The following is a 13,617-nucleotide window of genomic DNA, read 5'->3' on the forward strand; positions in this document are numbered from 1 at the left end:
TACCGGGGCTGAATCGCCGTGCGCTAAGCCCCGGTCCGGCGTGCGGCCATTACCCGTGGCCTGCCTGAACGGCTATAATTCGCCGTTTTTGAGGCGAGGCGGGCCTGCAGCGGCCTCGCGAAACCCCGGCGAACTCCCCTGGCTTCGCCCTGTACAGAGGCTTTACCTGTGTCCCTGACCGTCCTTGGCCTGTCCGGCGCCCTCAGCCACGATCCCTCCGCCGCGCTCTACATCGACGGCAAGCTGATCGCCGCGGTGGAAGAAGAACGCTTCGTGCGCGACAAGCATGCCAAGAATCGCATGCCCTACGAGTCGGCCAAGTTCTGCCTGGAGCAGGCCGGGATCACCCCCGCCGATGTCGACGTGGTGGCCATCCCCTATGCGCCCATCAGCCTCTTCGGTGAAGCCCGTTGGCACTACGCCAAGCGCTACGCCTATGCCCCGGATCGTGCCCTGGACGCCATCCTGTTCGGCAATCGCCGCTACCACCGCTACCAGAAGCGCATCGAGTGGTGCCTGGTGCAACTGGGCTTCGACCTGAAGAAGGTCAAGCTGGAGGCCGTCGAGCACCACCTGGCCCACGCGTCCAGTGCCTATCATTGCTCGGGTTTCAGCGAGAAGACCGCCATCCTCGGCATCGACGGCAAGGGCGAGTACGCCACCACCTTCTTCGGCTACGGCGAGAACGGCAAGATCCACAAGATCAAGGAGTTCTACGATCCGGACTCCCTGGGCGGCCTCTATGGCGCCCTCACCGAATTCCTCGGCTTCGAGATGCTCGACGGCGAATTCAAGGTCATGGGCATGGCGCCCTATGGCGACGCCAGCAAGTACGATTTCTCGCGCCTGGCAAAATTCGAGAACGGCGAGCTGATCATCAACACCGATTACGCTAACGTCATCGGCTTCCGTCGCTACAAGGAAAAGGGCAAGGGCTACTACTTCTCGCCCAAGCTCATCGAGTGGCTGGGGCCCAAGCGCGAAGGCGACATCGCCGACGATCCCTACATCCACTACGCTGCCAGCATGCAGGCGCTGTTCGAACGCCTGGCGCTGGAGATGATGGACTACTACCTGGGCGACATCATCCGCGAAACCGGCAAGATCGCCTTTGCCGGCGGCTGCGCGCTCAACGTCAAGCTCAACCAGAAGATCATCGCCCGTCCCGAGGTCAAGGAACTGTTCGTCCAGCCCGCTTCGGGCGATGCCGGTACCGCCGTTGGCGCCGCGGCCTACGTCTCCCACGCCCGTGGCGTGCCGGTGGAGAAGATGGAGCACGTCTATCTCGGCCCTGGCTACAGCAACGAAGACGTCATCGCCGCCTGCGCTCGTCACCCCAAGGCGCCCAAGTGGGAGCGGATCGACAACATGCCTCAGCGCATCGCCGAGATCATGGTGGCCGGCAATCCGGTGGCCTGGTTCCAGGGTCGCCTGGAGTTCGGTCCGCGTGCCCTCGGCGGTCGCTCCATCATCGGCTGCCCCAGCGTGCCGGGCGTGGCCGACCGCATCAACGCCCAGATCAAGTTCCGCGAGCGCTGGCGCCCGTTCTGCCCGTCAATGCTCGATACCGTGGCGCCGCAGATGCTCAAGGTCGATCACCCTTCGCCCTTCATGACCTTTACCTTCGAGGTCAACGAGGAGTGGAAGAACCGGGTGCCCGAGGTGGTCCACGAAGACGGTACCTCCCGCGCCCAGGTGCTGGAGCGCCGCCATAATCCGCGCTGGTACGACCTCATGGTCGAGCTGGAAAAGCTCACCGGCAACGGCGTATCCCTTAATACCTCGCTCAACCGCCGCGGCGAACCCATGGTCTGCTCGCCTACCGACGCCCTGAACATGTTCTTCGGCTCGGATCTGCAGTACCTGATCATGGAAGATGTCCTGGTGATCAAGGAGGGGGCCGGCCTATGACGCGTTCCGCCGAACCGCGAGTGCTGCAGTTCTGTCATGGCTACGACGGTCCCTTTCTCGACTGCGCCCGCCAGACCGCCAGCCTCTTCGCGGGCAGCGGCTATCGCGTCACCACGGTCTTTCTCACCGGCACCGCCGATGCCGAGGTGGCCGCCGGCTGCGGCAGCGACGAAGTGCTGTTCCTAGAGTATTCCTCACGCGACGTGCGTGGCCTCAAGCTTGGCGCCATCCAGGCGCTGCGCGAGATCGTTCGCTCGCGGGGCATCCGCTTCGTCATCGCCCATCGCTTCAAGCCGATCTGGATCGCCTGCCTGGCCACCAATCTGCCGGTGATCGGCGTCCACCACGCCTTTGGCGACTACGACCGAGTCGGTCGCCGGCTGTTCGCCAAGCTGATGAGCAAGCGCCTGACGCTCCTGGCAGTCTCCGATGCGGTGCGCGACGAGATCCGCCAGCGCCTCAAGGACTGGCCGGCCGAGCGTATCGAGACCCTCTACAACCGCCTGGATGTCGAGGCGGTGGAGCGTGAGCTGTTGCCGGCCGATCAGGCACGCGCCGAGCTCAAGTTGCCCCAGGAGGCCTGGATCGTCGGTAACGTCGGCCGCCTGCACCCGGACAAGGACCAGGCCACGCTGCTGCGCGGCTTCGCCGCTGCCCTGCCGACCCTTCCGGCCAACGCCCTGCTGGCCATTCTCGGCAAGGGCCGCCTGGAAGACGACCTCAAGGACCTCGCTCGCGAACTGGCCATTGCCGACCGGGTGGTCTTCCTGGGTCAGGTGGAAGGCGCACGGCGGTATTTCAAGGCCTTCGATGTCTTCGCCCTGAGCTCCGATCACGAGCCCTTCGGCATGGTCCTGCTGGAAGCCATGGCCGCCGGCGTGCCGCTGATCGCCACCTCCTGCGGTGGCGCCCGCGAGATCGTCGAAGGCGTCGGCTTCCTCTTCCCCCTGGGGGACGCCGAAGCCCTCGGTCAGGGCCTGCAGCATCTGGGTCGGCTGGCGCCGAGCCAGCGACGTGCCTGCGTGCAGCACATGCGCGAACGCCTGGCCGAGCGCTTCTCCGATGAGGCCGTGCGCCGCGACTTCTGGCGTTTGCCCATGGTCGCCGCCTTCAAGGCCCCGGCGCCGTGAAAGTCCTGTTCCTGGTCCAGAAGGAGCAACGCATCCTGCTGGACCACTTCTATGCCAGCATCGCCGCCCAGTGCGATTGCGACCTGCGCTGGCTGAGCGACGAGGAACAGGCCGATCTGCGCGGCTATTTCCGCCGTGCCGTGCCCCGGCCCGAGCAATACGATCGCATCCTGCTGTTTCTCAGATTCAAGAAACAGCTCAAGCAGGTCTCGTTCATCCGCAGCCTGCCCAATCTGGTGGAGCTGGAGCACGACGCCTACCAGAATTTCATTCCCTGCAAGTACACCGGCAAATTCAGCCGCTACTACCAGGCCATGCCCCACGTGCGCGTGCTGGTCTCCGGCGCCGGCGTGGCGCGCCGATTGCGGGAGGAGGGAGTGGATGCCGTCTTCGTGCCCAAGGGCTACGACGACAGCCGCCTGCGCGACCTCGGGCTCGAACGTGACATCGAACTGGGCTTCGTCGGCAGCCTGGGCAGCGTGGCCTACAGCGGGCGCAAGCAGCTGCTGGAAGATTTGGCCAAGGTCGAGCCGTTACTGATCACCAAGACCCGCTCGGGCGACGAATACCTGCAGACGCTCAATCGCATTCGCTTCTTTGTCGGCGCCGATGTCGGCATGGGCGAATACATGATCAAGAACTTCGAGGCCATGGCCTGCGGCTGCGTGCTCTTCACCTTTGATCAGGGCGAAGAGGAGAATCGCGCGCTGGGGTTCGAGGATGGCGTCAACGTGGTGCTCTATCGCTCGCTGGACGAGTTGCGCGAAAAACTCGCAGGGCTGCGCAGGGATCCGGTTCTGGCTTCCAGTATCGCATTTGCCGGGCGTGGTCTGGCAACATCCCGGTTCGGCTTTGGAAAATTGGGGCGAAATGTGATCATGCAGGTGGAAGAGCAGTTACGCCCTTCCAAAGTTTCCAAGGGATTACTGGGCTGGCTGGCCCGGCATTTTTCTTGGCTTTAGTTAGGTCACGCATCTTTCGTTTTTGGAGTCTTATGGATGTCCCCTTTGCTGATCTACTTGGTGTTCGGTTCGCCGACCTACCACGCAGAGGCGCGGTTCAGTATCGCCAGCGCTATTGTTAGGGCCAGGCAGACGCCGTCTCTTAAGCTAAGCATACGTGTCTACACTGACGATCCTAATCCCTATGCTGGGCTTCCCGTCGAGCTGGTGGACTTTTCTCTCGCCAGGCGCGAATCGCTTACTGCACCGACCCACTATGTTTTCAGGGCGAAGCACGCCATTCTGCTTGAGGCCCTCCAAGAAGTATCGACAGCTGTTTTGATTGATACTGATACGTTCTTTCGCGAATCTCCGCTACAGCTCTTCGAGCGTGTCATGCCGGGTCAGCTGCTATGCAATGCCTTAGGTCCCCTTTATGGAGAAATACGCGAACAGCCACTTTATCAATTGCTAGCGGGCACGTTGCAGAGCAAGGGCTTGGCGGACGATGGCATGCGAATGACCAACTCGGGCGTTATAGGTCTGACTCAAGCGGATGGGGCAGTACTGCAGCACGCACTGCAGCTGATGGATGAGTACTATGCTGAAAGCGAACAGGCTTATACCCTTGAAGAGTTCTCGCTGGCCGTTTCAGCTCGGGTTGCGGGTTTGCAGCTAGCCGAATGTACCGACGTCATCCATCACTATTGGAGTCGAAAAAAATTGTTTCGTGCCAAAGTCCAGGCTTGGAATGCCAAGCACTGGCAGGAGCCTCTGAGTGAGCAGGCGGTGGCCGATACACTACTAGTTACCGATGTTCTTCCGCGACCACCGACAGCTACGCGTTTAGCCTATCGTATGGCGATCCGAGCATTGCCAGTTACATGCCGCCAGTTCGTTCGTGAGGTTATTTACGGTTGTTATCCATACTCGAATGAGTTTGATGCGGCTTGTGCGTCTGTTTGGTGGGAAAAGGCACTCGATAACGCCTTGGAAAAGGGGGCGGATCCTGCTGAGGTGTTGGGGTGGCTTGATAAAAATGTCGTCGGTAAGTTACTAGGTAAACGCCGGGCTGAAGTAAGAAAACACTTGATGCATTATTGCAAAGTGAATGGCTAATTCATGAATAGCGAAAAAATATCTACAGCCTCATGCGATGGCGAGATGCCGTTGGTTACGGTTATTATAGCGTCGTACAATCACGGTCAGTACATTGAAGCAAGCATTGCCAGTGTTTTGGCGCAAACCTACCCGCACGTTGAGCTGCTGGTTGTTGATGATGGCTCCAGTGATGATAGTGTCCAGCGCATCCAGCTCCTGCAGCGGCGTTACGGTTTCGACTTCAGGGTTCAGCAGAACCAGGGGCTCAGCAGAACCCTTAATGAAGCAATTGCCCGGGCCAAGGGCTCTTTCATTGTCCCTTTCGGTTCTGATGACATTATGCTTCCTCAGCGACTGCAGCGACAGGTTGAGTATCTTGCGGGCAAGCCGGAAGTGGGGTTGTGTGCGGCCAATGTAGAGATTATAGACAGTGAGGGTCGTCTTTATCCTGAGCGCGAACAAAAACAGCGCGATTTGCCATTTCGTCGATTAGATTTTGATGATCTCTTCCTTGATCGAAAACCGGGCCCTATGGTTGCGACCCAAATGTTCCGGCGAGAGGCTCTGATTGATGTTGGTTGTTTTGATACGAGTATCCGTTTGGAAGATGTCTACATTACCCTTAGCATACTCCGGGCGGGCTATTTTATAGATATTCTTCCTGATGTTTTGGCGCGGTATCGCAAGCATGCTAATAATACATACAAGAACCTTCCGTTCATGTATGAGAATTTGGTCAGGACCTACGATCGTTTCTCTGATCATCCTCGCTATCAGGAGGTGCGGGGACGATTCATGAACTCGATGTTTCTCAAGGCTGCCAAAAGCAATAAGACTCTGGCCTGGCAAATCCTGCGGCAGCTGCCCCCTTCCTTGTGGGGGCGCAAGACCTGCCGCGGCTTATTAAGACTCCTAATTCCCTGAGCTCTTGGCAATGTTAAGGCGCTGATGCAGGAGTGCGGCAAACAGAAGGCCAAAAGGTATCCAGATCAGAAACCAGTGCTCCTTTGGGCGTGACATAAAGGAGCTACCTTCGGTCATCCCTGCCATCAGACCGAAGATCAAGGTAGTGGCTGCTGCCAGCACCAGAGGCGCATGCCTCTTGATCCAGGCTTGATAAAGTGCCACGCCATAGAGCAACAGCCAGAATACGCCGCCTACTATGCCGCTCTGATATAGCACCCCGAGCGTCAGGTTGTGTGGGTCAGCCAAGGTTTCCTCAAGGCCTGGCACGCGAACGACCATGGGCGCACTGAAGCCATGACCAAACCAGAGGGCTTCCTGAATTTGGCGCCAGGCTTCCTGCCAAATCGCCGGGCGGAAAGATACCCCTCGCTGCAGGATGGTCTCCGGGTCTAACCATAGCAGCAGACCTGCAATCGACAATGCGCAGCCTGTACTACCTAAGCTGCGTTTATTGGGCGCAGCTAAGATCAGCCAGATCATGCAGGCAGCCAGTGCCAGAAGTGGGGTGCGTGATCCGGTTGAGATGATCAGCGTCATCAAGATGCCTATGGCTATCAAAGGCAGGACAGCAGGAAGTCTGATCTTGGAACACCATACGCCTAGCCATAGTGCGGTGTAGAAGCCATACACATGTGTCGTCAGCAGGGGATTATAGAGCGCGCCGTAGCCTGTCAGCCGATCCGTAGCGCCTTGATGTACCCACCAGCCTAGCGTTGCAAGGGCACTCAAGGGCGCTATGAGGGCTGCAAGCAACGTTCCCTGTAGAAGGGGTTTGGCATCGTTAAGCACCAAGTGGCCTAAGGCCACGAAAAGCATCAGGATATAAAGGGGGTATTTGAGTGACGAGGCTTCTGCATTGGTCGACCAGGCCAGGGTGATAGCAATGTACAGCGCGAAGGGTGTGAAGGCCTGCAGGATGGGCTCGGACCACAGGCCTGCGGTCTGGCGCGGACAAAGGCATGCCAGCAACAGGGCCGGGGTGGCCAGAAGGCCGTAGTACACCTTGTGATAGAGTGATCGGTCGCCAACCCAAAACATACCGGTTGTTAGGGCAAGCCAGCCTAGGGGTAGCAGATAGCGGATCAGCCAATTGGCTGAATACGCACGTACAGCGGCAGGGCGAAACTGATCGTAACGCATCATGGCGCGGATTTTCCGATTGAGCCCAATTGCCGCCAGAAGGCTTCTGCTTTCAATTGGATTGACGATGAGGCCAGGTAGGCCTGGATGAACGTCAAGGCGTCATCCTGGAGTAGCCAGGCGCTATCTTGTGGGTAGCGCAATAAGTGATGAAAATTGCGTAGACGCATGCGCCTGGATAAGGGGGCATCAAGGCAGCGTAGGTCCGCAACATCGATCAACCCTAGCGCGCGCGCGGGCGTCAAGACGATGTTGCCCAAGTGCAGCGAGCGAAAGTAGATGCCGTGTTCGTGTAGGGTTGCTATGAAGCGAGCAAGCTGCACGCGCAACTCGGCATTGTCTTCTGTAAGTAGTTCGCGAATGGTCTGCCCAGGCAGCGGCTCGTAATGAACGGCATCGCGAAGGATGGAAGCTATGCGGTAGACCGCCAGGATGTGGGGGCAAGGAATGCCGAGGAGGGCCAGACGCCGCGTATTGTCGGCAAAACGCTGTGCGTAAGGGTAAAGGGCTGCAGAAGTCAATAGGCGCTTGCGGCGGAACAGCTTCAAGTAGGTGCCATCAGGCAGCTGCAGGACCTTCTCCCCGTGGGCGTCCTCCTCCACCACTCGTGCGCCTTTGCGTAATTCGAGAAACTGTTGGTTTTCAATTGGGTTCATGGGCAGCCCGCTACTATCAAGCAGAGCATATTACCTCAATGCCTAGTCGTTTATGAGGGCGTGCAGCGAGCACGGCAGCATGGTTCACATTAAAATGCTTGCCTTTGCATCTTGAAGGTCGGGTCGAATTTGCAACAGCTTCTCTACTTCGTTCATGGCGGCACTCGTGCCTACCGACAGGAACTGAAATTCAGCTTGCTCAGTGCTCTACATTGGCTGAGGGGGCGAAGCGACGTCGTGATCCGGATCATCACCGATCGGCCCGGAGACTATCAGGGCTGGCCTGTTGACCTGCTTCCTATCGAATCAGACCAGCTGAATGCGTGGCGTGGCACCTATGGTTATGTGCATCGGGCCAAGGCCTGCGCCATAGCCTCAGCTTTGCCATTGGCAGAAAAGACGCTTTTTCTCGACAGTGACACCGTGGTCTGTGGGGATCCAGGCATACTGTTTGAAAGCTTAGACGCTACACACGTCGTTCTAGACGAGCGGGAGTGGGCCTGGGATGACGCCCGGCGTAAGCCGGTGTTTAAGGCTTTTGCCATGGATCTTGCCGCTCAGGGGATGGAGCCTGTCGATGGGTGCTGGCTTTATAACAGCGGTATCTGTGGTCTACATGCGGAGCATCGGGGGCGGGTCGATAAAGCGATCAAGCTGATTGATGCTTGGCATGCCCATGCTGCCCAGATTCACACTCTGGAACAGATCGCGTTGTCTTTCAGTTTGACTGATCTTCGCATCACGGAAGGGCGGGGAGTCATTCATCATTACTACGCCGAGAAGAAATTCATGCATTTGCGTTTGGCGTACTTCTTTGACCGTTACGGCGAGGTCTTTACCCCGGCGCTGCTGCGGCACTGGCAAGAGGTTCCATTAGGCAAGCCTGTACCAAGGCTCTGGGACAGGCTGCACATTAAATGGCTCGTTCGTAGGTTGAGAGGATCGCAGGCGCGTGCGGCCCGCAAATTGCTCTATGGCTGTCTGGTTCCAGAAGATAGTTACTCCCGCGTTTGTCGGGAGGTCTGGTGGGATAGCGCACTGAGTGATCTTGCTGGTTGTCCAGAAGAGTCCATGCTCGCCAAGGGCATTTGGCCCGCTAGCATTCCTCGTTGCCCTCAGTCTGTGCAGACGGACATGGCGATGCACTATATCCAAGCGAGGCTCTCTATTGCCCAAAGGACTGAGTGAGTCGCAAGCCACAGATAGGTATGCCAGATAAGCGCCCGTGATGATTAATTCTCAACACCTGCCCATTGTAGCTCTCCCGGATCGCAGTCCCTGCTGATCGGCTCTTGGTGGGTTTTCTTGACTTTTGGAGCATGTGCCATTTCTCCGGCGGCGAGGGCTGAGGATGGCAAAGGTGCATGAAGACAAAGCTCAGGGTGTAACGATGCTTGGTGCCTTAATCAGTGTCGCCGGCCTGATTGCTTGTCCCCTCGAAGAAGGTACCGAACACGTTTTAGCCCTGGCCTTCCATAGGGCAACGGGCTTTGCGCAGATACCACGCTAGGTGTCTCTTGGGGCGTTGGTCAGTCAGCGTCGTTCAGAGGGCTAGACGCCCGTGCTAATATTGTGGTTTTGCGTCACGACGAGACCATGAGCCAAGACTCCCCTGCACAGACTTCCAGCCTGAAGATCTATTTCCGCCTGCTCGGCTACGTGCGGCCCTACATCGGCATGTTCGCCCTGAGTATCGTCGGCTTTCTGATCTTCGCCTCCACCCAGCCGATGCTGGCCGGCATCCTCAAGTACTTCGTCGATGGCCTGAACAATCCCAACGCCTCCATGTTTCCGGGCTGGCCCATCGTCGGTGGCCTGCACCTGGTACAAGCGGTGCCGCTGATGATCATCCTGATCGCCGCCTGGCAGGGTGTCGGTTCCTTTCTCGGCAACTACTTCCTGGCGCGGGTCTCCCTCGGCCTGGTGCACGACCTGCGGGTGGCGCTGTTCAACCACATGCTGCGTCTGCCCAATCGCTATTTCGACGCCAACAACTCGGGCCACCTGATCTCGCGCATCACCTTCAACGTCACCATGGTCACCGGCGCCGCCACCGAGGCGATCAAGGTGGTGATCCGCGAGGGCATGACCGTGATCTTCCTGTTCGCATCCCTGCTGTGGATGAACTGGAAGCTGACCCTGGTGATGGTCGCCATCCTGCCGCTGATCGCCCTGATGGTGACCAGCGCCAGCCGCAAGTTCCGCAAGCAGAGCAGCAAGATCCAGTCAGCCATGGGTGACGTCACCCACATCACCTCCGAGGCCATCCAGGGCTATCGGGTGGTGCGCAGCTTTGGCGGCGAGACCTACGAGCAGCAGCGCTTCCTCGATTCCAGCATGGCCAACACCGACAAGCAGCTGACCATGACCAAGACCGGCGCGGTCTATACGCCCATGCTGCAGCTGGTGATCTACTCGGCCATGGCGGTGCTGATGTTCCTGGTGCTCTGGCTGCGCGGCGATGCCTCCGCCGGTGACCTGGTGGCCTATATCACCATGGCCGGCCTCTTGCCCAAGCCGATCCGCCAGCTCTCCGAGGTCAGCTCCACCATCCAGCGCGGCGTGGCCGGTGCGGAAAGCATCTTCGAACAGCTCGACGAGCCCGCCGAGCGTGACGATGGCCGCGAAGAGCGCGAGCGCGTCCAGGGTCGCCTGGAAGTACGCAACCTGACCTTCCGTTACCCGGGCACCGACAAGCCCGTACTGGAAGGGATCGACTTCGCCGCCGAGCCTGGGCAGATGGTGGCCCTGGTGGGCCGCTCGGGCAGTGGCAAGTCGACCCTTGCCAATCTCATTCCGCGCTTCTACCAGCATGAAGAGGGCGAGATCCTCCTCGATGGCCTGGAGATCCAGGACTATCGACTGAACAACCTGCGCCGGCACATCGCCCTGGTGACCCAGCATGTCACCCTGTTCAACGACAGCGTCACCAACAACATCGCCTATGGCGACCTGGCCGGGGCGCCCATGGACCAGGTCAAGGCGGCGGCCGAGGCGGCCTATGCCGACGAATTCATCCAGCGCCTGCCGCAGCAGTACGACACCCAGGTCGGCGAGAACGGCGTGCTGCTCTCTGGCGGTCAGCGTCAGCGGCTGGCCATCGCCCGGGCGCTGCTGAAGAACGCGCCGCTGCTGATCCTCGACGAGGCCACCTCCGCGCTGGATACCGAATCCGAGCGCCACATCCAGGCGGCGTTGGACCGGGTCATGCAGGGCCGCACCACCCTGGTGATCGCCCACCGCCTCTCGACCATCGAGAAGGCCGACCTGATCCTGGTCATGGACAACGGCCGCATCGTCGAGCGCGGTAGCCACCACGAGCTGTTGGCGCTCAATGGCTACTACGCGCGCCTGCACGCCAAGCAATTCGAGGAAGTCGCCCCTGCGGCGCCCGCGTCCCATGCTGAATAGATTCCGTTTCTGGCGCGAACGCGGCTGGACGACGATTTCCGCCGCCGACTACGCCGCCACCTGGCAGCGCCATGGCGGCAGTGTCGCGACTCATCCCGAGATCATCGCTCGCCTGGCCGAGCTGGCCGGGATTCCGGTGCGTTACCTGGGCTGGCCCGGCGAGGACGGCTGGCAGGCCGCGGTGCCCTGTTGGGGGCGCGAACTGGCGCTCTCGCGCACCGTGCTGAAGAAACGCCGCCAGCGCGCCCTGTTCGACCTGGGCAACGCCGAGATCATCCTGCCTGCCGCCTCGGGCGCTGCTGTCCCCCTGCGCCAGCGCGCCCGCTACCTGTCGCCGCTGTGCGACGAGCGCTTCGCCGGTCTGCGGCGGCAGAGCGAAGAGCTGGCCATGCTCCGCGAGCCGGAAGCCTGGTCGAAGAAATTCCGTTACAACCAGCGTCGCGAGCAGCGGCTCTTTGAAGATGCTGGCGGTCGCGCCATACCCATGGTCGAACTGGATAGCACCGAGCAGGCGCGGATCTATGCCGAGCTGTTCGAGGCGCGCTGGGGCTTCGAGGTGCCGGGCAAGGAGCGCCTGGCCGAGGTGTTCGCCCTGTTGCGGGAGTTCATGACCGGTTCGCTGCTGATGCTCGGCGAGCGCCCCGTGGCCATCCAGGTGCTCTATCGGGTGGAAGCGCCTGAATGGATCAGCGTCGAGTACGTCAACGGCGGTGTCGACCCCGCTTCCAGCGACCTGAGTCCCGGTAGCGTCCTCACCTATCTGAACACCCAGGCCGCCTGGCAGGATGCCCGGACCCTGGGCAAGGCGCTACGCTACTCCTTCGGTCGTGCCGACCGCGATTACAAGGATCGCTGGTGCCACCGCGTCACCGTCTTCGAGAGCTGAGATGAGCGCCCGCAAACAAGCCTTGCTCAAACGTCATCGCCGGCACAAGCGGCTGGCCCTGCTGGTCATCGTCGGGGTGCTGCTCGGCTGTCTGCTGCTGGGACCCTGGTGGAGCGCGCCGCTGCTGGCGCTGCTGGTCTGGCTCGGCCACGAGGCCTGGTTCGCCGATCACCTCTTCTATTCGCCGCGCGACAACTACAGCTACCAGTTCCCCGCCGATACCCTGGTGCTGGGCCTGCATCTGCAACAGGGCCGGCTGGCGGCAGTGGAGTTGCCGCCGGGCGAGCTGACGCTGTTCATGGAATGCCGCTTGCGTGCCGGCTGGCTCGGCCGACTGCTGGATCCCCAGGTGCGGCTGCGGGCGGGCGACGATAGCGACCGTCAGGACTTCGAGCGCGGCGTGGCCGGACGTCGCTATGTCAATCTCAGCGGTTACGCCGAGGCCCTGCGCCGTGGCGAGCTGCACCTCTGGACCCGCTTCTGTCGCCTGCAAGGCGAGCTGCGTCTGCACGTCTTCGCCCAACCGGATTTCAGCGCCAAGCGGGTGATGGTCATCGCGCCCCACGCAGACGACGCCGAGCTGGCCGCGTTCGGGCTCTACAGCCAGGCACGGGAAGCCAGCATCGTCACCCTGACCCAGGGCGAGATCGAGGCCGAGCACTACCAGCGCCTGGGCCTCGACCGTCACGCAGCCGCCCGACTTAAGGGCCGGCTGCGTACCTGGGACAGCCTGGCCACCCCACTGTGGGGCGGCGTGCCGCCGGAGCGTTGCGTCCAGCTGGGCTACTATTGTCTGCAACTGCCGGCCATGCGTCAGGCGCCGGATGCCGCCTTCGGCTCCCGCGAGTCCGGTGACAGCGATGTTCGCAGCGCTCGTGGCCATAACGCCCTGACACTGCCTGGGGATGCCGATGGCGCCCCGACCTGGCCCAATCTGGTGGCGGATCTGGTGGCCCTGCTGGAGCACTTCCGCCCCGAGGTGGTGGTGCTGCCGCATCCGGAGATCGATCCCCATGCCGATCACGTGGCCAGCACCCAGGCCCTGCGCGAAGCCATGAGCGCGAGCGACTGGCAGCCCGAGTTCGAACTGCTCTACGCCAACCACCTGCACGACAACGATCGTTGGCCCATGGGCCCGGCCGAGGGCGGCATTGCCCTGCCGCCGGCCATCGAAACGCCCACGCCGCTGGTACCCTGGAGTCCATTGCTGACGCCCGAACGGCGGCTGGACAAGGCCATGGCCCTGGGCATGCAGCACGACCTGCTGGTGCCGCTGCCGGCCAAGAAACGGCTGCGCCGCGCCATCCAGTGGCTGCTGGCCGGGCGCCGCTGGCCGCGCACCGGCGAAGACGAGTTCTTCCGCAAGGCCGTGCGCCGTCACGAGCTGTTCTGGATCAGCCGCCGCACGCCCTGAGCGCCCGGCGTCCCCACTGGCAGGCGCTTCCGGGGCGCCTTGGCCCCTATGCTATGATCGC

Annotated in this window: 11 protein-coding genes; 9 read left to right on the top strand and 2 right to left on the bottom strand. The window is 60.9% G+C overall.

Annotated features, from left to right (window positions below):
- The first annotated feature begins 168 nt into the window (after positions 1 to 168).
- From PJ259_RS20450 to PJ259_RS20470, 5 genes are read left to right on the top strand one after another with little or no spacing between them, the layout of a single operon-like run.
- Positions 169 to 1,911: a carbamoyltransferase family protein gene (locus tag PJ259_RS20450; RefSeq protein WP_271653985.1), complete on the top strand. Its 1,743-nt coding sequence runs from the start codon at positions 169 to 171 to the stop codon at positions 1,909 to 1,911.
- Positions 1,908 to 3,041, top strand: a complete 1,134-nt coding sequence (locus PJ259_RS20455) for a glycosyltransferase (protein WP_059313721.1) — start codon at positions 1,908 to 1,910, stop codon at positions 3,039 to 3,041. The genes PJ259_RS20450 and PJ259_RS20455 overlap by 4 nt, the downstream gene beginning before the upstream one ends.
- On the top strand, positions 3,038 to 4,003 hold the full coding sequence (locus PJ259_RS20460) for a glycosyltransferase family protein (protein ID WP_271653986.1): 966 nt from the start codon (positions 3,038 to 3,040) through the stop codon (positions 4,001 to 4,003). The genes PJ259_RS20455 and PJ259_RS20460 overlap by 4 nt, the downstream gene beginning before the upstream one ends.
- Positions 4,004 to 4,039: 36 nt before the next feature.
- Entirely contained in the window at positions 4,040 to 5,101 is a 1,062-nt protein-coding gene (locus tag PJ259_RS20465) for a hypothetical protein (RefSeq protein ID WP_271653987.1), read from the top strand.
- Between the two features lie 3 nt (positions 5,102 to 5,104).
- Complete coding sequence (locus PJ259_RS20470) at positions 5,105 to 6,007, top strand: glycosyltransferase family 2 protein (RefSeq protein WP_271653988.1); 903 nt, start codon at positions 5,105 to 5,107, stop codon at positions 6,005 to 6,007.
- Here PJ259_RS20470 and PJ259_RS20475 read toward each other — a convergent pair.
- Together PJ259_RS20475 and PJ259_RS20480 are read right to left on the bottom strand one after the other, a co-directional pair.
- Complete coding sequence (locus tag PJ259_RS20475) at positions 5,996 to 7,192, bottom strand: O-antigen ligase family protein (RefSeq protein ID WP_271653989.1); 1,197 nt, start codon at positions 7,190 to 7,192, stop codon at positions 5,996 to 5,998. The genes PJ259_RS20470 and PJ259_RS20475 overlap by 12 nt on opposite strands.
- Entirely contained in the window at positions 7,189 to 7,845 is a 657-nt protein-coding gene (locus PJ259_RS20480; protein ID WP_271653990.1) for a toluene tolerance protein, read from the bottom strand. The genes PJ259_RS20475 and PJ259_RS20480 overlap by 4 nt, the downstream gene beginning before the upstream one ends.
- Positions 7,846 to 7,974: 129 nt before the next feature.
- On the opposite strand from PJ259_RS20480, the gene PJ259_RS20485 reads away from it, so the two are divergent.
- The 4 genes from PJ259_RS20485 to PJ259_RS20500 all read left to right on the top strand — a co-directional run bounded on the left by PJ259_RS20485 (position 7,975) and on the right by PJ259_RS20500 (position 13,556).
- Positions 7,975 to 9,033, top strand: a complete 1,059-nt coding sequence (locus PJ259_RS20485) for a hypothetical protein (RefSeq protein WP_271653991.1) — start codon at positions 7,975 to 7,977, stop codon at positions 9,031 to 9,033.
- 408 nt (positions 9,034 to 9,441) lie between these two features.
- Entirely contained in the window at positions 9,442 to 11,256 is a 1,815-nt protein-coding gene (msbA, locus tag PJ259_RS20490; protein WP_271653992.1) for a lipid A export permease/ATP-binding protein MsbA, read from the top strand.
- A complete protein-coding gene (locus PJ259_RS20495) occupies positions 11,246 to 12,142 on the top strand; it encodes a GNAT family N-acetyltransferase (RefSeq protein ID WP_271653993.1) in 897 nt (298 codons plus the stop codon). Before msbA ends, PJ259_RS20495 begins: the two co-directional genes overlap by 11 nt.
- 1 nt (position 12,143) lies before the next feature.
- Positions 12,144 to 13,556, top strand: a complete 1,413-nt coding sequence (locus PJ259_RS20500; protein WP_271653994.1) for a PIG-L deacetylase family protein — start codon at positions 12,144 to 12,146, stop codon at positions 13,554 to 13,556.
- Positions 13,557 to 13,617: the final 61 nt, after the last annotated feature.

The sequence above is a fragment of the Pseudomonas sp. JBR1 genome (genome assembly GCF_028198185.1).
Classification (GTDB): Bacteria; Pseudomonadota; Gammaproteobacteria; order Pseudomonadales; family Pseudomonadaceae; genus Chryseomonas; species Chryseomonas oryzihabitans_E.